Raw genomic sequence first — 20761 nt, forward strand, 5'->3', positions numbered from 1 at the left:
TCTGCTAATTTGTGGCGTATGTTGCCGCATTGTTGATCTTGAAATAGAATAAATGCTGTTTTTAGGGTGTTTGTTGTAGTTGTCATTAGGTGTGTTTAGGTGTCATCGATACGATTTAAATTTTTATGTTGAGAATTACCGAGATACCAGCAGATCTCCCAAGAGGGTTTATGAACAAATGCGTTATGGTGGTTATTCATAAAAAAATATCTTTTTCTCTTTAGCATTGCAATCTGAACTATCCAAGCATTTAGATAAGATAACTGAATTAATACTTAATGATTCTCTATTATTCTGGCTAAAAAACACAAGTATTAAAGCTGGTTTCAAAGCAGGATACACAACGCTATTGTGAACGCCATGTTCGGGATACTCAGGGTAACAAAAACATACATTATTTATTGTGTTCTTGAATGATAGTCAGGGTTTAGCTGCCGACGGTAAATTACCTAATAATAACCCAGGCATTATATATGGTAATTATAGTAATAATATAATTGACGATATAATCCAGAGTACTATTGGTTTACTGGAGGGAAAAGAGTTACAAGCTGAAAGTAATGCAATGAGTTACCCGGCCAGTGAGAACGCACTCATGGGCAAGGAACGCACCGTTATGTGTTATTTAAAGTTAGGTATTAACCCAGTGACTATAGCCCAGATAATCAAGCTCAGCATCAAAACGGTTAATGCACATAATAACTCAATAATGAAAAAGATAAAAATGGGAAAAAGAATACAATCGTATCGTTTTCATATTAATGAGGCGTGTTTGGCGTAATCTAGATGGTGCCAAAATCAAGAGAGTTTTTTTGTCGATAATTTGGGACTTGTCGCTACGATGGTACAGCTCTCTTTTAACCTTCGTTCTGAATCCACCGGACCGTACAGCATTATGCTGACGAGGTAAATTGATGGGTATCGGAGTAGTGAGGGGCGGATTTTTCTGGCAAATGCCAGGTTTGGCTGTATTAAAAATGATCGCCCAGTGATGATTTTCATAGGATTAGTCTTGCTGAGGCGAGCTGATTAAGTGATCAATATCAACTTATTGACCTATGTAATTGATTTTATACATTTATCACCTAGCTATACACTTAGCGTGGCTGACGCTGGAGAGAGTCAACTCCGTACAACCGAAACCGGATTGTTCTCGGATATCATTTTTTACTTGTATTACCAACTGCGTTGATAATCGTATTTTTCGCTGCACAGCAGTTTCTCATCGGTATAAATCTGCCACATACCTCTATTTTCTGGTACTGCATGTATCATTCAATGAAATTATATATCGATAAGTCATTTTTACGTTATTAACAGTTAACTGATTCATTGTGATAACCGTTAGGTTCCTCTTTATCCCTCTTTGTTGTGAAATACTCTGGCGTCAGATCACACTCTTAAAAAAATAAAATGTAGGACCATTCCTACAATGCATTTCGTGCAGTCTTGGTTTAAATTTCATGATGATTTTTAACGTGCTAAGGCACAAGGATTTTTTCTTACCTAACAAGAAACTTCTTATTCTTCAATGTGATGTTGCATTTTTTCTGAAATGCTAATAGTTACATTTTGTAACATTTAACCCATTGGTGTTACCTGGCTAATGTTTTTACACTGCCGCCACTGGGTATTTAATCGATATACTTATGTGTGTGAAAAATACCTGTCAGATACTGTGTTATGCCATCCTGCGAATGCGAAGGTTATCTACGAACAATTATTTTCCTTAATTTCATTGCCACGGTTTATTGGTGAGCGATGGCTATTGTTCCAGGTGATGCCGATTATTTTTACGCATCTTTTCAGGGGTGGATTTCCTAAATTCCCGTCCTCTAACAAGGAAAGTCAATGGCCTCGTCAAGCTTCCAAAATGAGATACCCAAAGCGCGTATTAATATTAAATTAGACCTCCACACCGGCGGTGCCCAGAAGAAAGTCGAACTACCTTTAAAACTTCTGGTGATGGGCGATTACAGCAACGGTCAGGAACAGCGTCCGCTGTCCGAACGTGAAAAGCTTAATATCAATAAAAATAATTTCAACAGCGTGTTGGCCGAGTTCCAACCGAGCCTGAAATTAACGGTGCCTGATACTTTGGCAGGGGATAATACCGATACCGCCGTATCTCTGACCTTCAACGACATGAAAGATTTCGAGCCGGAAAGTGTCGCCCGTCAAATCCCACAACTGCGTGCCTTGCTGGCAATGCGCAATCTGCTGCGTGATCTCAAGTCCAATTTGCTGGACAACGCCACCTTCCGCCGTGAGCTGGAAAACATCCTCAAAGACGAAGCATTGAGCGATGAGCTGCGTGCTGAACTGGCGGCATTGGCCCCCAAAGACTGTTAATCGCCGGATTGGCTGCTTGTAGAAAGAAGAAAAGGAACATGCTGATGTCTGTACAGGAAAACAGTGCGCAGGGTACTGCGACGACCGTATTAGAGAAAAACCGTCCCGTAGCCCAGGGGGTTTATGCCTCTTTATTTGAAAAAATCAACCTGAGCCCAGTCTCCTCATTGACGGGTCTGGATGCTTTCCAGAACAACGATACCATGGCGGATGCCACTACTGATGAGCGTGTCACTGCCGCCGTCAGTGTCTTTTTAGACCTGCTGAAGCAGTCGTCGAAAAAAGTGGAAAAGCTGGATAAAACCCTGCTGGATGGCCACATTGCGGCGCTGGATGATCAAATCAGTCGCCAGTTGGATGCGGTGATGCATCACCCTGATTTCCAACGGGTGGAGTCGACCTGGCGTGGCGTGAAATCCCTTATCGATCAAACCGATTTCCGTCAAAACGTGCGTATCGAACTGCTGGATATCAGTAAAGATCATCTGGTGCAGGATTTTGAAGACGCCCCTGAAATCGTGCAAAGCGGTCTCTACACCCAGACTTACATTCAGGAATACGACACCCCCGGTGGCGAACCGATTGCCGCCGCTATCTCCAACTACGAGTTCGACCGTAGCCCGCAAGATATCGCGCTATTGCGCAATATCTCCAAGGTCGCCGCGGCAGCCCATATGCCGTTTATTGGCTCAGTGGGTCCAGAGTTCTTTGGTAAAGAGAACATGGAAGAAGTGGCCGCCATCAAAGATATCGGTAACTACTTTGACCGTGCCGAATACATCAAGTGGAAAGCCTTCCGCGACTCAGATGATTCCCGCTATATCGGCCTGACCATGCCGCGCGTGCTGGGGCGCTTACCTTACGGCCCGGACACGGTGCCGGTACGCAGCTTTAACTACGTAGAGCAGGTGAAAGGGCCGGACCATGACCGTTATCTGTGGACCAACGCCTCGTTTGCCTTTGCCGCCAATATGGTGAAAAGCTTCATCAAAAACGGCTGGTGTGTGCAGATCCGTGGCCCGCAGGCCGGTGGCGCGGTGACCAACCTGCCTATTCACCTGTACGATTTGGGTACCGGTAATCAGGTCAAAATCCCGTCAGAAGTGATGATCCCGGAAACGCGCGAATTTGAGTTTGCCAATCTGGGCTTTATTCCGCTGTCGTACTACAAAAACCGTGATTACTCGTGCTTCTTCTCGGCCAACTCTGCCCAGAAGCCTGCGCTGTATGACACCGCTGATGCCACTGCCAACAGCCGTATTAATGCCCGCTTGCCATACATCTTCTTGCTGTCACGCATTGCCCATTACCTGAAGCTTATTCAGCGCGAGAACATCGGCACCACCAAAGACCGCCGTCTGTTGGAGCTGGAGCTGAATAACTGGATCCGTGGGTTGGTGACGGAAATGACTGATCCGGGTGATGACTTGCAGGCTTCCCATCCGCTGCGTGATGCAAAAGTCACGGTGGAAGATATCGAAGACAACCCCGGTTTCTTCCGCGTGAAGCTGTATGCTGTGCCGCACTTCCAGGTTGAAGGTATGGACGTGAATCTGTCATTGGTTTCCCAGATGCCGAAGGCGAAAGCCTGATTGTCATCATTTTTCAAACTGCAGCATTGTTGGCTACGCCCATTCACCCCAGTCAATGACCGGGGTGAATGCCCTTGCCGTAATTTGAAATTTATCGGGCATGATTGTACGCAAGGAAGTACCCATGAAGATTGAACGTCCTCTGTGGACTCGCGGAGTTTTGATTTCCCCGCAGCAATTTCAACAACAGGCTTCTTGGGAGGCCTGGACCAATGAATGCATCGCACAAATGGGCGTCATGCATCCCTGGGGAGTCCTTCAGGCCACTTTTGCATTAGATGCATTGGCTCAGGGCCGCCTGAAAGCAGAACGTTTGCACCTTCGTTTTCAGGACGGTGTCCTGGTGGACACCGATTGTGCTGATGTGTTGCCCCCGACACTGACACTGGCCGCCAATCTGCCGCCGGAGGCCACCGAAGCCACGGTTATGCTGGCGATGCCACAACTGTATGCCAACGGGGGGAACTGTCTGCAACCCGATGAGCGGGGCGAACGGCCCGTGCGCCATCGTCAGGCCTGGCGCGATGTACAAAATCAGTATGGGGATGATAAAAAGCAGGTCGCGGTGATGTACCACCAACTGACCCTGCGGTTGGACAGTCAGGAAAACGGCGATTATCAGGTCTGCCCGGTGGCGCGTTTGCTGCGGGATGCGCAAGGTCGCTGGACACTGGACCCACGTTTTATCCCGCCTATGCTGAGCCTGCAGGCCAGTGCCTGGTGTGGCGAACAGTTGGAATTACTGATGGTGCAGCTTCGGGCGCGTTTACAGCGACTGATGGGCATGCGCCGGGAAAGCAATGCACGAATGGCCGATTTTGCTGTCGCGGATGTGTCGCTGTTCTGGCTGCTCAATGCCCTTAACAGCGCTGAACCGGTGCTGGGGAATTTTCAGCGTTATCCACAGATCCACCCAGAACGGCTGTATCAGGAACTGGCAAGACTGGCGGGCAGTTTGCTAACGTTTTCCCTTGAACACGAGGTGACAGCGATCCCAGCCTATCAGCATGAACACCTGACCCGCGTCTTTCCTCCCTTATTTGCTTTGCTGAATATTCTGCTGGAAGCCAGCCTCCCTTCTCGGGTGGTGGCGATTGAGCTGGAGCATGAACCGCGTATCAATCAGTGGCGAGCGACCCTGCGTGATCCTCGCTTGCGTGAGGGGGCCGATTTCTATCTGTCGGTACGTTCCACTCTGTCTTCAGCGCAGTTACAAACCCAGTTCCCGCAGTTGTGTAAAGCCGGAGCGCCGGATGATGTCGGTAATGTGGTGAATGTTGCACTGAGCGGGATCCCATTGCGTCCCCTGAGCCATGTCCCTGCCGCCATCCCCTTGCGCCTGGAAAATCAGTATTTCTCCCTTGATCTCAGCCACCCTGCTGCGAAGCAGATGATGGAGGCAGGGGCTTGTGTGTTCTATGTGCCTGGTACGCTGGGTGAGATCCAACTGGAATTGTTTGCGGTGTTGCGCGCATGAACCATCAAATAACTGAACACTCCCCTACGGGGAATATTGATGCATTACTACAGGATACCTGGCTGCAGGTGATCAGCCTGCGTCAGGGAATGGCCTGCTCCGAAGGTGAAGGGCAGGCATTTTGGCAACGCTGTGTTGCAGACATTGAACGTGTCCATCAGGCGCTGAAAGACGCCGGCCACAGCGAACAAAGTTGCCAGCACATCAGGTACGCACAATGTGCTCTGCTGGATGAAACTGTGAAAGGCCGCGGTGTACAGGATGATGCCTACTTTGTGTGGTGTCACTCGCCCTTGCAGGCGCATTTTTTCAACACTCTAGATGCCGGTAACCAGCTTTATGAGCAGATGCGCACCGTGTTGCGTGAGCCCGCACCAGATAGTGCAGTACTGACCTGTTTTCACCGGGTGTTGATGTTGGGGTTCCTCGGGGGATATCGCTCTATTGCGGTACCTGAACGGGAACAACTGGTCAGCCAACTGACCGCACGGGTACCGGCGTTCAGCTTTTCACCATCACGTGGGATCTTGGCAACTGCCTCATCCCGTAACCGTCTTGGGGTCTGGCTGCGTTACTGGCCAGTGCGACTGGGGTTGGCTGCGCTGATGGTCGCGCTGCTGTGGTGGGGTCTTGACCACTGGCTATCTGGTTTGTTACCGACATTGTTACCGGGGCCAATGTGATGAGTCCGCTGTGGCGATATGGGTTATGGCTATGGGCGGGTCTTCTGGCGGTCATATTGTGTCTGGCGTTCCTGCCTTTCTCTCTGTTAGTCGGCTGGCTTATGCTGTTGCTGGTTGCCCTTATTTGCTTGGTGGGAATAGGGCGGGCTAGACGTCAACCGAACATGGCATTCTCTGAACCGCTATTCTCCCTACCATCCGAAAATCCGCTTCCACCTGAAAACCACCGTTTACCGGTGGTGCTGGTCTGTGGTGATGGTCTGGCATCATTATTTGGCACCGAGAGGATGCTGCAGACTGCGCAAGGCTGCTGGCTGCGAGTGGATGAGATAAACAGCCTACAACTGTTTACCCGACAGCTTCTGTGGCAGCGGCCTGAATGGGCCTCTCAGTTGGCGGTGATGGTGGTGGTGAATCCACAGCAACGCAGCGATGAGCGCCTGCTGGCCACCGATCTGCAAGAGCTGCGCTGGCAACTGATGCAACTGCGTAGCGATAGCCGCCATCACATTCCCTTGCTGGTGAGTAGCACGGTGGCCACACTGATGGCCCATGATGCGGTTTGGTTGTCACAACAGCAAACTCCGCCGCTGACGCTCTGGTCAACCATCTCGACGCCGGGATCTCTGGCCGACTGGCAGCGCGCACAAAGCAATGTTGTACAGGCGGAACGACTGAAACAGACGGTGTTGTTCAGCTGCCATCATGACTGGCTGAAAGCACAAGTGCTCCCGGTGTTGCAGGCGCGCAATGAGGATGTGGCACCGGTCTCTGTACAGCAGATTATTCAGCAGCAGGTTGCTGGTCTGCCAGATATAGAGCAAAGCTCCCTCTGGCAACATTGGCTAACCGCCCATACCTCGCTGAGACAGGTGTCCGGTTGGCATCCACCGTCGACGGCTGCGCATGACGTCTTGCCTTTGCCAGATTTTGTCTTTTCAACACTTCCCCTCGGCAGTGGTGTGTCGTCACGTCGCCGGGTGCTGCGCCATGGCGTCACTTTACTGACCCTGGCGGCAATAGTGGCTTTGTACAGCAGTGCCTGGCAAAACCGACAATTGTTGCACCGTGTGAGTTTTGATATTCGCCATTACCACAGCATAGCCATGACGGATTATGGCCCAAAAGCAAAAGCTGTTGAGGTATTACGCCATGATGCTGCACAGCTCAATGAGTGGTTCCGTAATGGTGAACCACTGCGTATGGGATTGGGGCTGTATCAGGGGGAACGTCTGCACCAGCCTCTACTCGATGCTGTTCAAGCCTATATCCCACCGCCAGCGATAGAGGAAGTGGGTGTAGCAACAACGGTGCGCCTCGACGCGCTGTCGTTATTTGATACGGGCAAGTTCCAGCTCAAACCGGGCAGTACCAAAATGCTGGTCAACGCGCTTATCGACATTAAAGCCAAACCGGGCTGGCTGATAGTGGTTGCAGGGCATACCGATATTACGGGTGATGCCGACGCTAATCAGACGCTGTCACTTAAACGCGCAGAAGCACTGCGTGACTGGATGCTCTCAACCAGTGACGTCTCACCCACCTGCTTTGCGGTTCAGGGCTACGGGGCGACACGCCCGATTGCAACAAATGACACTGCGGAAGGCCGTGCGCTCAACCGTCGTGTCGATATTAGTTTGGTGCCGCAGGTTGATGCCTGCAAAGCACCAGCCCCCAAGACTCATCAAATGATTGATGAGTGATTAACCTAGAAATGGAGAAGTAACCCATGGCAATTCCAGTCTATCTGTGGCTGAAAGATGATGGCGGCGCGGACATTAAAGGTTCCGTAGATGTTAAAGATCGCGAAGGCAGTATTGAGATCGTGGCACAGGAACATAACCTGTATATCCCGACAGACAACAACACGGGCAAGCTGACCGGCACCCGTATCCATACCCCGTTCCTGTTCACCAAGGAAATCGATTCTTCCAGCCCGTACCTGTACAAAGCGGTAACCACCGGCCAGACCCTGAAATCCGCTGAGTTCAAATGGTATCGCATTAACGATGCGGGCCAGGAAGTGGAATATTTCAATACCAAGCTTGAGAACGTGAAACTGGTGAAAGTGGCACCGAAGATGCACGACATCAAGGATCCGGCCAAAGAGAAACACAATCACCTCGAAGCCATTGAGCTGCGTTACGAAAAAATCACCTGGACTTACAAAGACGGCAACATCATTCATTCCGATTCCTGGAACGAACGTACCACTGCGTAAGATCTTACAGCAGGCGGTTCGCCGTCTGCTTTTTGTGTTTTTAGCTCAGTATCGGGGTATCGGTATTCAGCCAAACGCACACACATTTTATCAGATGACCTTATGGGCCTTGGTTTATGGCTATGGGCGGTAGCGTGCCCGACGCCAGCTTCATCTGGCTATTTTACTTGCCATTTTGCACCTGGGCAGTGCTCGGGCCATCACGTACTGCGTGTACGCTCCGGGCCTTGCGCGCTGTCCGTGTTCAAACTGACGGCGACAATAACGCCAGTGAAACCGGCTAACGTATCAGGTTTCGCATACAAGGAAGAGAATTTATGACAACGCATTCAGCACACTTATTACGTCGGTTAAATCCCTATTGCGCGCAGGCACTGGCCGGTGCTGCAACCCTGTGTCAGACCCGTGCCCATGCCGAGATAACCGTTGAACATTGGTTGTTGAAACTGCTGGAACAGGGTGAAGGCGATATTACGGTGATTGCCCGTCGTTATGAGTGGGACATGGACAGCCTGTGGCAGGGGTTGCTGGCCCATCTGGATACTTTGCCGCGCACGGTGCAGGGCAAACCTCAGTTGTCAGCCGCGTTACAGCAACTGATCAAAAGTGCCTGGCTGGATGCCTCGTTGCAGGAAAATGCTGATGCGGTGCGTTCCGCCCATCTGTTATCTGCTCTGATAAATTCGCCATCATTATTGGCCGCCGATGCCGCCTGGCCGTTGCTCAGCCTGAGCACCACCCAGTTACACCGCCTGTTACCTTTGCTGGACAGCCAATCCGACGAACGTCCCGAGGTTCAGCAGGCTGCGGCACTGGCAGACAGCCCGGTCAATCTGACCAATGAGGCAGCGACTACTACCTCTATCAGTGGCCAGCCGCAACTCAATGACGCCCTGCAAGCGGCGCTGGATAAATTTACCCTCGATGTTACTGCTAAAGCGAAAACCGGGCAGATTGACCCGATTTTTGGTCGCGACAGCGAGATCCGCCAGATGGTCGACATCCTGTCGCGCCGCCGTAAAAACAACCCGATTCTGGTCGGTGAACCGGGTGTGGGTAAAACCGCCTTGGTTGAAGGGCTGGCGCTGCGCATTGCCGAAGGTAACGTGCCGGATAGCCTGAAAACCGTCAGCCTGCGCACCCTGGACTTGGGCCTGTTGCAAGCCGGGGCTGGGGTCAAAGGTGAGTTCGAGCAGCGGCTGAAAAATGTTATCGAGGCGGTACAACAATCGCCAACACCGGTGTTGCTGTTTATCGACGAAGCCCACACCATCATCGGTGCCGGTAATCAGGCCGGTGGCGCAGATGCCGCCAACCTGCTGAAACCGGCACTGGCGCGTGGCGAGTTGCGCACCATCGCTGCCACCACCTGGTCGGAGTACAAACAGTATTTTGAGCGTGATGCCGCATTAGAACGCCGCTTCCAGATGGTGAAAGTTGACGAGCCGGACGACGCCAAAGCCAGCCTGATGCTGCGCGGCTTAAAGGGCCGCTACGCCCAGCACCACGGCGTGCATATTCTGGATTCTGCTATTACCGCTGCGGTTACCCTGTCGCGGCGCTTCCTGACCGGTCGCCAACTGCCGGATAAAGCGGTGGACCTGCTCGATACTGCCGGTGCCCGCGTGCGCATGAGCATCGACACGCTACCCGAAGCGCTGATGGAAATTAACGCCGAACTGGCTGCATTGGCGATGGAGCAACAGGCCATCGAACAGGATTTGCTCCTGCTGCCGAGTATCGGTTCAACCCGCTTATCTGAGATTGAGCAACGCCGCGCAGAACTGCTGGTTGGGCAGCAAACGCTTGAACAGCAATATGCAGCAGAGAAACGCCTCACCGCCCTGATTATCGACGCGCGTCAGGATATCGCCAACGCGGCACATCTGGCCAGGTTGCAGGAAGAGTTAAGTCAGATTCAGGGTAATGCGCCGCTGCTGTCGCTGGATGTTGATGTGCGCACGGTGGCAACGGTTATCGCCGATTGGACCGGCGTGCCGTTGAGCAGCCTGCTGAAAGACGAACAGACCGATTTATTGCAACTGGAAAACCACCTCGCGACCCGCGTGGTCGGTCAGGATGCGGCGCTGGTTGAGATGGCACAACGCCTGCGCGCCGCCAAAACCGGCCTGACGTCCGAAAATGGCCCGCTGGGGGTGTTCCTGCTGGTTGGCCCCAGTGGGGTGGGCAAAACCGAGACTGCGCTGGCACTGGCCGACACACTGTTCGGTGGCGAGAAATCGCTGATCACCATCAACATGTCTGAATATCAGGAGGCGCACACCGTTTCTCAGTTGAAAGGTTCGCCACCGGGCTATGTCGGTTACGGTCAGGGCGGCATTCTGACCGAGGCGGTGCGCAAGCGCCCGTACAGCGTGGTGCTGCTTGACGAAGTTGAGAAAGCGCACGCTGATGTCATTAACCTGTTCTATCAGGTATTTGACCGTGGCTTTATGCGCGACGGTGAAGGGCGCGAAATTGATTTTCGTAACACCGTGATCCTGATGACCGCCAATCTGGGCAGTGATCATCTGATGCAGTTACTGGATGAACAACCGGAAGCGACCCATAGCGATCTGCATGAACTGCTGCGCCCGATCCTACGTGACCACTTCCAGCCCGCCTTGCTGGCCCGCTTCCAGACCCTGATCTACCGCCCACTGGATGCCACCGCGTTGCGTACCATCGTCGAGATGAAACTGGCACAGGTCGCTAAACGCCTGAACAAACATTACGGCTTGCACTGCTCGATTGAAGAAAGCCTGTACGACACGCTAGTCGCCGCCTGCCTGCTGCCGGACACTGGCGCGCGCAACATCGATAGCCTGCTCAATCAGCAGATTTTACCGGTGCTGAGCCAACAACTGTTAAGCCGCATGAGTGAGCAACAGCGCACCACCTCGCTGACCTTGGGCTGGGATGAAGCCGACGGCATTACCCTTGAATTTGAAGGAGGCGAAAAATGAATACCTCTCTCCCTGCTATTCGGTTTGACCATAGCCACCACAAACTGGTGGCCCGCGACAGCACGGCCTCTGTTGATGTACTGGGCTTTGAAGGTCACGAAAGTTTAAGCCAGCCGTTCTGTTACGACATTCAATTCACCAGCGCAGACAAGGCGATTGACCCGGCCACGATGCTGATGCAGGACGCGTCACTGACATTGGCGGCCCCGGTGGCCGAAGCCTTTGGCGTGACGGTTCAGCAGACCCAGCGGGTGATCCACGGCGTGGTGACCGGATTTAAACGCCTGTCTGCTTCAAAAGATGAATGCCGTTACGAACTGAGTCTGCAACCGCGGTTGGCTTTGTTGTCGCGCAGCCATCAGAACGGGATTTATCAGGACATGTCGGTGCCGCAGATTGTGGAAAAAATTCTGCGTGAGCGCCATGACATGCGCGGTCAGGATTTTGTCTTCACGCTGGCCCGTGAATATCCGCGCCGCGAGCAGGTGATGCAATACGGCGAAGATGACCTGACCTTTATCAGCCGCCTGCTGGCGGAAGTGGGGATCTGGTTTCGTTTTACCGCTGACCCCAAGCTTAATATTGATGTGGTGGAGTTTTACGACGACCAACGTTTTTACCCGCCAGGGCTGACGCTACAAGCGGTGCCACCTTCGGGAATGCACGACAGCGGCGTGGAGTCGGTCTGGGACTTGTCCAGTGCTCATCAGGTGGTTGAAAAATCGGTCAGTACCGGCGATTACAACTACCGCACCGCCACTGCCGATATGACGGCCGGGGCCGATATCACTCGGGGTGATACCACCACCTACGGCGAAGCTTATCATTACGCCGATAACTACCTGACCGCAGGCAGCGAAGGGCGTGAGCCGGAAAGTGAAAGTGGGGCGTTTTATGCCCGCCTGCGCCATGAACGTTACCTGAACAATCAGGCGCGCTTTTCGGGGGTAGCCAATGCGGCGACACTGGGGCCGGGTCAGGAACTGAAAGTCACCGGAAACGATGTGCCGGCACAGTTTGGTAAAGGGGTGATAATCACCCGCATCACCAGCTATGCCCGCCGTGACCGCAGCTATGAAGTGCATTTTGAGGCCATCCCTTACTCCGAAGATTATTGCTTCCGTCCAGCACTTATCCGCAAGCCGACCATGGCCGGGACCTTGCCGGCGCGGGTGACCAGTACCACGGCGAACGACACTTATGGTCATATCGACAAAGACGGGCGCTACCGTGTCAACCTGATGTTCGACCGTGACAGTTGGGAGTCGGGTTACGAAAGCTTGTGGGTTCGTCAGGCTCGACCGTATGCGGGTGACACCTACGGTCTGCACCTGCCGCTGCTGGCGGGCACCGAAGTGGCGATTGCGTTTGAGGATGGCAACCCGGACCGGCCGTATATTGCCTCTGTGTTGCACGACTCGGCGCACGGCGACCATGTCACCATCAGCAATTACAAACGCAACGTACTGCGTACTCCGTCGAATAACAAACTGCGCCTTGAGGATGAACGGGGTAAAGAGCACATCAAGCTCAGCACCGAATACGGCGGCAAAAGCCAACTGAATCTGGGGCATTTGGTTGATAACGAGAAACAGCCACGGGGTGAAGGTTTTGAGCTGCGTACCGACAGTTTTGGTGCATTGCGTGCAGAAAAGGGCCTCTTTATCAGTGCCGACGGTCAGGCCAAAGCTCAGGGGCAGGTGCTGGAGATGGCGCAACCTATCAGTCTGATGAAAGGTGCACTAAACCAGATGACGGAATGGGGAAGCATTACTCAGACGCATCATAATTTCCCGCCAGAGAACAGCAGTTTGAAGCAGCTTTTGACTGACTCAACCCAGCTTAAAGGTCCTGTCTTGCTGATGAGTGCGCCACAAGGTATTGGCGCGGTTACGCCAGAAAGTCTGTTGCTGCAAAGTGGCAAAGCAATGTATCTGCAAAGTCAGGGGGAAATAAACCTGACCAGCTCTCAGCGATTTTCGGCAAATGCCTCCCAAGCGGTTTCTCTGCTTTCACAACAGGAAGGGATGCGGCTGGTCTCAGGCAAAGGGCCATTAGAAGTTGAGTCACACGGCGATGTACTTTCCCTGACAGCATTAAAAGATGTCACTGTCCAGTCAACTCAAGGGCATCTGCAATTGACCGCCAAGAACGGCATTACACTGGGGTGCGGTGGGGCATATATCCGTTTAACACCACAGGGTGAAATTGAAATCCACGGGCCAGGACTATTAAGCCTCAAAGGGATGCATAAAATGGAGTCCCCGGCGAGCCAGGATTTCCCATTGCCAGAATTACCCAATTCGGTGTGTAAAGAGTGCCTTAAAAAGGCACAGGCACTCGCGCAAGGCTTTGTGCCAAGGAGCGCATAACAATGAATAACGAGCAGGTTATTAAGTGGGTTGAATTAATTGAGTCATCCTGTAGCGATTTAAAAATAAAACACATCGATATGATTATCGATCAGGCGGGAAGTGACTTTTCGTTGCTCCCGACACTCACAAACTTTGAAACTGCCATTCAATGGGACTCTCTGTTTAAAGACCTTCCTGAAGAAATACTTTTGGAGGATGCGCCGTTGTTGATCCGTATCGATCTCGACAATACGCTACAGCGGCAATGGATGATTGAATTGGCCATGCAGTTAGCCGGGACAGGGCAATTATTAATGCTCTGTTCGGTCTGGCCCTTCGCCAGTCTCGCTGATTACTTAACTCGCTGTACTAACGTGGTCTGTGGCAGCCAGGAGGGGATTTTTCGGTTCTATGACTCCCGGATTTTTCCTTTGCTATTTTCGCATATTCTCGATGCCAACCAGCAAGCTCATCTTCTGCGCCCGGCTATTTTTTGGAGCTGGCTGGACAGAGATAGCCAACCCCGTCAAATCGCAGGGAATGGCGCATTGCTCAAACGTGAGGAGGAGATATCTATGCTGATCCTCGACGACAGGCAACTGGAAAATTTAATGTGTGTCTGTGACGTGAACCTATTACTCAGACACCTCACTGTTCCAGATACCTTAACAATGGGGCAGGAAACATTGTTCTCTGTTTGTTACGAGGGAATGATGGCGGCCACGGAGGCAGGGTTATTGATGGATGACGAAAGGGAGGATTTCGTCAAGCAACGCCTCTTGGGAACAGTGACATGAAACTCAACAAATTCAGCCTGCTGGCGGGGCTTTTTCTGCTCTCAGCATGTACCCAGCCCGGAGCTGAAGCACAGGGCGGCGGGGGCGGTACCATCGAAGCCATCAACCACACCCATTGGGCTATCAATAACTTCAGTGTCGACGGTCAGTCGGGCATCGATATTATCGGCCCTTATCAGGGAGGCGGTGGCGGGTGTTGCTATGGTGTACCGGGGCAGTGGCGACCGGGAATGACGGTCAGAGTTGACTGGGAGACCGGGATGGGTGGCTCAAAAGGTGCTCCAGGTTTTGACGAATGGGATAAGTATTTAGAATGGGAAAAAAAAATGAAAGCCCATAATCGTCAGCATAGCAAAATCGTACCCGTACCTGATTACACCGGGCAAAAAACCTGCGGTATCACGGTACACTTTATGCCTTGTGACGAGGTAAAAGTCACCACTTCCTGTGCCACCTACAACAGCCCTAACTACCCAATTAAAGAGCCGCTGAAGATGCCGGAGCCAAAAGACTGTCCGAAATAAGTATCCCAGAGGACTCTTCATCCTATTAACCTACTGATAAAACGGTGCTTATGATTTCCTGATTTCTTGGTGAGCGGTAAATCCTAAGCCACGTGTTGTTCATCAGTCTTACCTCAACGGAAGGAACAGTGACATGAAACTCGACAAATTCAGCCTGCTGGCAGGGCTTTTTCTGCTCTCAGCATGTACCCAGCCCGGCGCTGAAGCACAGGGCGGCGGGGGCGGTACCATCGAAGCCATCAACCACACCCATTGGGCCATCAACAACTTCAGTGTTGATGGTCAGTCCGGCATTGATGCCATCGGCCCTTATCAGGGAGGGGGCGGCGGTTGCTGCTATGGTGTACCGGGGCCATGGCGACCGGGAATGACAGTCAGAATTGACTGGGAAAGTGGTGAAAGCAGTATGAAGGGATTTCCAGGGTTCGGTGATGATGCTAAGTATTTGGCATGGGAAAAAAAATGAGTGCCAATAACCGGCAGCATAGCAAAGTGGTACCTGTGCCCGACTATACCGGGCAAGAAACCTGCGGTATCACAGTACATTTTATGCCTTGTGACGAGGTAAAAGTTACCACTTCCTGTGCCACCTACAACAGTCCTAATTACCCGATTAAAGAACCGCTGAAGATGCCGGAGCCTAAAGTATGTCCGAAATAAGTCTCTCGGTTAACGACTTATCCCTTAACTAATTGATAAAACAGCGTTTATGATTTCCTGATTTCTTGGCGAGCGGTAAATCCTAAGCCACGTGTATTCATCAGTCTTACCTCAACGGAAGGAACAGTGACATGAAACTCAACAAATTCAGCCTGCTGGCGGGGCTTTTTCTGCTCTCAGCATGTACCCAGCCCGGCGCTGAAGCACAGGGCGGCGGGGGCGGCACCATCGAAGCCATCAATCACACTCATTGGGCTATTAATAACTTCAGCGTCGATGGCCAGTCGGGCATCGACATTATCGGCCCTTATCAGGGCGGTGGCGGCGGTTGCTGTTATGGCGTCTCTGGGCCATGGCGACCGGGAATGACGGTCAGAGTTGATTGGGAAACAGGGGTGGGTGATATGGACGGGTTTCCAGGTTATGACAAGTGGGATAAGTATCTGGAATGGGAAAAAAAAATGACGTCTCAAAACCGTCAGCATAGCAAGGTTGTGCCTGTACCCGATTATACTGGGCAAAAAACCTGCGGTATCACGGTGCACTTTATGCCTTGTGATGAGGTAAAAGTCACCACCTCCTGTGCCACCTACAACAGCCCTAATTACCCGATTAAAGAACCGTTGAAGATGCCGGAGCCTAAAGTATGTCCGAAATAAGCACAGAAAAGGATATTGCCTGGTATCCGGCGCAATTTCCGGCTCAAGGGCGGTTACCGACCCAGGCGGCACTGGTGGGGAAAAACTGCCATCAGCAGGACAGTCAGGAGCGTGCCTATCGGCAGGAGCTGTGCCTGGCCGCAGACCGGCGGGTCGAACCGCCATGCTGTAACACCTTGCATATCAGCCTGTTCTTCGACGGTACCGGCAATAACCTTAACAACGACCAGTATTTGTCCGACCCTAAACACCCGACCAATATTGCCCGGCTGTTCCGTGCCACCATCGGCACCGGCTATGCCGGGGGTGCAGAAAAAGAACCGCTGGATAGCAGCGACAGCATCAGCAAAAAATATTTCAAATACTATATTCCCGGCGTTGGTACCCCATTCCCCGAGATTAATGACCTTGAATACAGTATGACCGGGCTGGCGGGGGCACGCTACGGAGAAGACCGGATCAACTGGGGGTTGTTGCGGCTGATTGATGCCCTGATGCGGACCATGGGTATGGGCAAGCTGGATGACAGCGCTTGCCTGTTGGCGATAAAAGGAATGAATACCTCCTGGGCGTCCCTTGGGTTCGGTGGGTCACATAACCGCTACGAAGAGTTCAGTAAGCAGCTCAAACAGCTTGAATCGAAGCTGCGCACTGCGTTGGCACCGGCGGAGCCGGGCAAGCCGAAACTGCTGGGTATTAAACTCTATGTATACGGTTTTTCCCGTGGCGCCGCCGAGGCGCGCGCATTTGTCCGCTGGCTGAGTGAGTTGTTGCCAAAACCAGAAGCCGAAGGCCTGCAGCCGGAACAATGTCTGGCGATAAATGATTTAAAAATCCCACTGAGTGTCGAGTTCCTTGGTCTATTGGATACGGTAGCATCGGTGGGTATTGCCCATGTGGCACCGGTTGCCGAAGGGCATATGGCCTGGGCCGACGGTACTCAGGAACTGCCCGATGAGGCCACCTATGGCGGATTTATCAAACGTTGTGTGCATCTGATTTCGTCTAATGAACAGCGGTTATGCTTCCCGCTGGACTCTATCCGCCATACCGACGGCAAATACCCATCCAACAGCGTGGAAGTGGTTTATCCAGGTATGCATTCCGATTTAGGTGGTGGTTATCCTCCCGGCGATCAGGGCAAGGCAAATGAAAAACATGATGGGATTTTATTATCACAGATTGCGTTACATGAAATGTATGCTGCAGCTTTCGCTGTGGGAGCGCCATTAAAGGTTCCAAAAGAGGCTGTGCCTAAAAATTTATCTCAAGATGATTGGCGAGGAATGCCTTTTGATCTAGGTAAACAATTTGTCGTTGCCCCAGACCTCATCAATCGCTTCAACGCCTGGCGTGAGGTCACGCTAAATCTGCCACCAGCCACACAAGAGTTAACCGCTGAACAGGCTGCACAGTTTGAACCGGTGCGTGCCAGCGTCACGCTTGAAAAAGCGGTGAATAACCAGATGGGGTGGATCACTGCCTGGCGTATTAACCGTTATGCCGGTGATACGCTGAAAAAGACCCGTTTCTATCTAGATGCAACCGATAAAGATAAGTACCCGGCAGACCGTAAGGCTTCCCAAGCGAAACGGGATGCCGATCAAGCCAAGATAGAAAGAGAACGCAAAGACCAGTTGGCAAAACAGCGAGAGGGTGAACCGTCCAAACCCCTGCCACCGGGGGTGAAGGATTTTGACCCGGATATCGCCCAGACACAATTGGCTGAAGCCGCTCAGGAGTTTGGTCATGACTATCGTGGCGAATCACGCAGCCTGACCAGTACCTGGCAGTTGGTGCTGGATAAAATCCCACAAACGGCCATTTTCCTGATCAATACCGATGACGAGCGGGCAGAATTCAAACGGATGAAAGCCGATGGCGACGCGCATGTCAAGGTGCTGTTCCCGCCGCAGGGGGAAGCGAGCAATGCCGAGCAACCCAGTGGTTTACTTCGTGACTTATATGACGACCAAGTTCATGACTCCCGTGCGTGGTTCCTGCACGCCACCTTTGGTAGCCGCGAGCCCTGGGGCGGCTATTTCCGCGACCGAATGGTCTACTTCGGCGACAACTGCAATAAAGAACTGTCACTGCTGACCATTGCGGGCAATGTGGTGGGTGTGGCCACGTTGGTTGGCGGAGTCATCTTTAGCTTTAAACAGAAAAAACTGGCGGGAAAATTGTCAGGACTGGCAGGTACCGCGAGTGTGATGGCTCTGGAAGCCAAAGCGCTGGATTTAATTACCGGAGAGCCACTTCCCATGCTGCCGGAAGCCGATCTGTTGACGGCATTCACGCAGGTACCTGGTGCCGTGGCCAGTCTGCAGAAAGAGCTCCTCGGTGAACAACAGCTCGAACAGGCAAAAACAATGATTGCCTCGCGCTGGGCACAGGCGGAGTCATTACTGACGTCGTAGTCAGGAGTTAAACCATGAAAAATATCATACGACAGGGCGATAGCCTGCGGGAATACGGTGGCAAAGTGTTGGGGGGGCATTACCAGTGCTTTGGTAAAGGTATCGCCTGCAAAGGAGATGCAGCCCTGTGTCACCGCCATGGTATGACCCGCATTGTGGAAGGCAGTGCCATCTCAGAGGTTGACGGGCAGCCTGTCGCGTTACACGGGCACCGCTGCGCCTGTGGCTGCACGCTGGTGAGTTCTTTCCCCGATGTTGGGATAGAGCAATGAGACCCCAGCCAACCTTTCCCGCTTACCGTCATGCCCGACCACCGACAGGTAAACGCTGGCTGGCTACCGGGGCAACCGTGTTATTGCTGACCGGCGGTATCGCTGCACTGCTACGTCACCCGGAAGCAGGGTACGGCCAGGTGGTCATGGTGATTGGCTTTATTACCGTGCTAAGTGCGTTGGTCTGGGGGCTACGCGTCCTGTTTTATCGCATGGCGACGCATAACGCGCAGTTATATCACCATGAAGTGAAACAGGTTCAGCAGCAATGGTGGGCGCGGCACTGCCAGCATATCGCGTTGACCGAGGCGGTCTTAATCGGGCCGGCCGGAACAACGTTAACCCAGTGGCAACGGCTGATTAACCGCGATCACCGTCAACCGGACGTCCGTATTGAGTCCGGTGGCAAGGCACTGCGCTTACTGCACTCGTTTGCCGTCGATATCACGGAAAGAGAAAAGCATCTGGCGAAAACCCTGGTATTACAATGGCGCGAGCAGCATCAGGGGCCACTGGCAATAACGCCGCTGCGTTGTTACTGGTCAGGTTCAGTGGCGTCCTGGTTAGTTTTTTCCACACAAATGGCCTTGTCCTTTCCCGACGTCGTGTTACCCGCGCACCCTGTCGTGTGGCGAGGTGAGGAAAGCATGACAGAAATCATTGATGAGCTTACGCATTCGGCACCTGAGTCTTTCTTTCTCTGTGCGGGATGCTGCTCACTCCCGGCTTCACATGAAAGCCGATTACCGGCTGGGGAAGCCGCTGTTTTGTGGCTACTGGGCCAGACAGGTAAAGTGCAATTCTCGCGTGGAGAGGTTTATAACCCTTCCCCTGATGAGAGTATCGTCGCTGTTGCCCAGCGAGCATTAGATCAAAGTGAATTAACTCAGCCCCCCGATACCAGCTTTTTATTTTCACAACCCCCTATTCCTGACCTGAACGAAACGGGGTGGAATGTGACTCAGCATGTTCAGGATCTCAACTGGGGTGAGCTTGCTGAGATTGAATCGATGGTGGCTCAAACGCTTGCCGCCTTCTTCGCGGAACACCATGCAATGCCTTGTGGCTGGCTGGCTCGCGATCCTAATCACACACTCGCGCTTGGAATTGTTAAACCCTATGGATCAGGAAAATAAGCCTACTGAAATATCAGTGGCCCTTACCGTTGTTATCTTTATCACTACGCTGACGCTGGTCATCTTTCTGGGAGGGCTGGCATGGTGGTTCTGGGGGGAGCAAAAATCTACCGACTGGAATGTAGTGCGCAATCTGGTGATGATATGTCTCTTTATCTGGATTATCTCGCTGAGCGTACTGACATTAGGTTTTATTGCCGCCCGTCAGCTCATCAAAGATAAAGTTCAGGGCCCCAAACGTACCCTTAAAGCCACTCGACAGAAAACACCCTACTCTGAATCCATTAAGCTAAAAACCCGTCTGCGCCGCCGTTACGGTCTGTTCTGGCGCTACAAAGTCCGGCTGCTGATGGTGGTGGGTGAACCTGACGAAATCGCCGCATTGGCACCGCAACTGGCGGAACAGGGCTGGTTGGAAGGGCAGCGTACGGTGCTGATCCACGGTGGTAGCGTGCAAAATTCGGCTGATGAAGCGGGGCTGAGTGAGTGGCGTAAACTGCGCCGTGGCCGCCCGTTTGATGGCATTGTTTGGGCGATAACCGCCGCGCAGAGTGGCACTCCACAGTGGATGGACAACGGCCTGCGAACCCTGGAAAAAATGGGTGCAACCTTGCGTTATCAACCACCGGTATATCTGTGGCAGGTCTG

General features: G+C 52.4%; 15 protein-coding genes and 2 pseudogenes. All 17 read left to right on the plus strand.

Annotated elements, in window-relative coordinates; translation table 11 throughout:
- Nucleotides 1–403: 403 nt before the first annotated feature.
- Nucleotides 404–781, plus strand: a complete 378-nt coding sequence (locus A6J66_020480) for a hypothetical protein (protein ID PNM26326.1) — start codon at nucleotides 404–406, stop codon at nucleotides 779–781.
- 1070 nt (nucleotides 782–1851) lie between these two features.
- The gene (locus tag A6J66_020485; GenBank protein PNM26327.1) at nucleotides 1852–2352 is read left to right on the plus strand and encodes a type VI secretion system contractile sheath small subunit; all 501 of its coding nucleotides are present in this window, start codon (nucleotides 1852–1854) and stop codon (nucleotides 2350–2352) included.
- 38 nt (nucleotides 2353–2390) lie between these two features.
- Entirely contained in the window at nucleotides 2391–3944 is a 1554-nt protein-coding gene (locus A6J66_020490) for a type VI secretion system contractile sheath large subunit (GenBank protein ID PNM26328.1), read from the plus strand.
- 124 nt (nucleotides 3945–4068) lie between these two features.
- Nucleotides 4069–5421: a type VI secretion system baseplate subunit TssK gene (locus A6J66_020495; GenBank protein ID PNM26329.1), complete on the plus strand. Its 1353-nt coding sequence runs from the start codon at nucleotides 4069–4071 to the stop codon at nucleotides 5419–5421.
- A complete protein-coding gene (locus A6J66_020500; GenBank protein PNM26330.1) occupies nucleotides 5418–6104 on the plus strand; it encodes a type VI secretion protein ImpK in 687 nt (228 codons plus the stop codon). Before A6J66_020495 ends, A6J66_020500 begins: the two co-directional genes overlap by 4 nt.
- Nucleotides 6104–7807, plus strand: coding sequence for an OmpA family protein (locus A6J66_020505; GenBank protein PNM26331.1), 1704 nt, complete (start codon nucleotides 6104–6106; stop codon nucleotides 7805–7807). Before A6J66_020500 ends, A6J66_020505 begins: the two co-directional genes overlap by 1 nt.
- A 26-nt stretch (nucleotides 7808–7833) precedes the next feature.
- Nucleotides 7834–8325, plus strand: a complete 492-nt coding sequence (locus A6J66_020510; GenBank protein PNM26332.1) for a type VI secretion system tube protein Hcp — start codon at nucleotides 7834–7836, stop codon at nucleotides 8323–8325.
- A 154-nt stretch (nucleotides 8326–8479) separates the two neighbouring features.
- Nucleotides 8480–8646, plus strand: a pseudogene (locus A6J66_020515) (L-asparaginase).
- Nucleotides 8643–11291: a type VI secretion system ATPase TssH gene (gene clpV, locus A6J66_020520; protein PNM26333.1), complete on the plus strand. Its 2649-nt coding sequence runs from the start codon at nucleotides 8643–8645 to the stop codon at nucleotides 11289–11291. Before A6J66_020515 ends, clpV begins: the two are co-directional and overlap by 4 nt.
- Complete coding sequence (locus A6J66_020525; GenBank protein ID PNM26334.1) at nucleotides 11288–13663, plus strand: type VI secretion system tip protein VgrG; 2376 nt, start codon at nucleotides 11288–11290, stop codon at nucleotides 13661–13663. Before clpV ends, A6J66_020525 begins: the two co-directional genes overlap by 4 nt.
- A 2-nt stretch (nucleotides 13664–13665) precedes the next feature.
- Nucleotides 13666–14442 (plus strand): DUF4123 domain-containing protein, encoded by a 777-nt coding sequence (locus A6J66_020530; protein ID PNM26335.1) that lies wholly within the window; start codon nucleotides 13666–13668, stop codon nucleotides 14440–14442.
- The gene (locus tag A6J66_020535; protein PNM26336.1) at nucleotides 14439–14966 is read left to right on the plus strand and encodes a DUF3304 domain-containing protein; all 528 of its coding nucleotides are present in this window, start codon (nucleotides 14439–14441) and stop codon (nucleotides 14964–14966) included. Before A6J66_020530 ends, A6J66_020535 begins: the two co-directional genes overlap by 4 nt.
- 133 nt (nucleotides 14967–15099) lie before the next feature.
- Nucleotides 15100–15626 (plus strand): annotated as a pseudogene (locus A6J66_020540) (hypothetical protein).
- A gap of 131 nt (nucleotides 15627–15757) precedes the next feature.
- Nucleotides 15758–16285, plus strand: a complete 528-nt coding sequence (locus A6J66_020545; GenBank protein PNM26337.1) for a DUF3304 domain-containing protein — start codon at nucleotides 15758–15760, stop codon at nucleotides 16283–16285.
- Nucleotides 16273–18705, plus strand: coding sequence for a hypothetical protein (locus A6J66_020550; GenBank protein PNM26338.1), 2433 nt, complete (start codon nucleotides 16273–16275; stop codon nucleotides 18703–18705). Before A6J66_020545 ends, A6J66_020550 begins: the two co-directional genes overlap by 13 nt.
- Before the next feature lie 14 nt (nucleotides 18706–18719).
- The gene (locus A6J66_020555; GenBank protein PNM26339.1) at nucleotides 18720–18977 is read left to right on the plus strand and encodes a PAAR domain-containing protein; all 258 of its coding nucleotides are present in this window, start codon (nucleotides 18720–18722) and stop codon (nucleotides 18975–18977) included.
- The gene (locus tag A6J66_020560) at nucleotides 18974–20113 is read left to right on the plus strand and encodes a hypothetical protein (protein ID PNM26340.1); all 1140 of its coding nucleotides are present in this window, start codon (nucleotides 18974–18976) and stop codon (nucleotides 20111–20113) included. Before A6J66_020555 ends, A6J66_020560 begins: the two co-directional genes overlap by 4 nt.
- Nucleotides 20114–20761: the final 648 nt, after the last annotated feature.

Source organism: Yersinia enterocolitica, assembly GCA_002082245.2.
Lineage (GTDB): Bacteria > Pseudomonadota > Gammaproteobacteria > Enterobacterales > Enterobacteriaceae > Yersinia > Yersinia enterocolitica_E.

Excerpts from the sequence above, each read along its gene's own strand:
- A6J66_020485 (PNM26327.1), top strand. The coding sequence starts at position 1,852 with ATGGCCTCGTCAAGCTTCCAAAATGAGATACCCAAAGCGCGTATTAAT.
- A6J66_020490 (PNM26328.1), top strand. The coding sequence starts at position 2,391 with ATGCTGATGTCTGTACAGGAAAACAGTGCGCAGGGTACTGCGACGACC.
- A6J66_020495 (PNM26329.1), top strand. The coding sequence starts at position 4,069 with ATGAAGATTGAACGTCCTCTGTGGACTCGCGGAGTTTTGATTTCCCCG.
- A6J66_020500 (PNM26330.1), top strand. The coding sequence starts at position 5,418 with ATGAACCATCAAATAACTGAACACTCCCCTACGGGGAATATTGATGCA.
- A6J66_020505 (PNM26331.1), top strand. The coding sequence starts at position 6,104 with ATGAGTCCGCTGTGGCGATATGGGTTATGGCTATGGGCGGGTCTTCTG.
- A6J66_020510 (PNM26332.1), top strand. The coding sequence starts at position 7,834 with ATGGCAATTCCAGTCTATCTGTGGCTGAAAGATGATGGCGGCGCGGAC.
- clpV (PNM26333.1), top strand. The coding sequence starts at position 8,643 with ATGACAACGCATTCAGCACACTTATTACGTCGGTTAAATCCCTATTGC.
- A6J66_020525 (PNM26334.1), top strand. The coding sequence starts at position 11,288 with ATGAATACCTCTCTCCCTGCTATTCGGTTTGACCATAGCCACCACAAA.
- A6J66_020530 (PNM26335.1), top strand. The coding sequence starts at position 13,666 with ATGAATAACGAGCAGGTTATTAAGTGGGTTGAATTAATTGAGTCATCC.
- A6J66_020535 (PNM26336.1), top strand. The coding sequence starts at position 14,439 with ATGAAACTCAACAAATTCAGCCTGCTGGCGGGGCTTTTTCTGCTCTCA.
- A6J66_020545 (PNM26337.1), top strand. The coding sequence starts at position 15,758 with ATGAAACTCAACAAATTCAGCCTGCTGGCGGGGCTTTTTCTGCTCTCA.
- A6J66_020550 (PNM26338.1), top strand. The coding sequence starts at position 16,273 with ATGTCCGAAATAAGCACAGAAAAGGATATTGCCTGGTATCCGGCGCAA.
- A6J66_020555 (PNM26339.1), top strand. The coding sequence starts at position 18,720 with ATGAAAAATATCATACGACAGGGCGATAGCCTGCGGGAATACGGTGGC.
- A6J66_020560 (PNM26340.1), top strand. The coding sequence starts at position 18,974 with ATGAGACCCCAGCCAACCTTTCCCGCTTACCGTCATGCCCGACCACCG.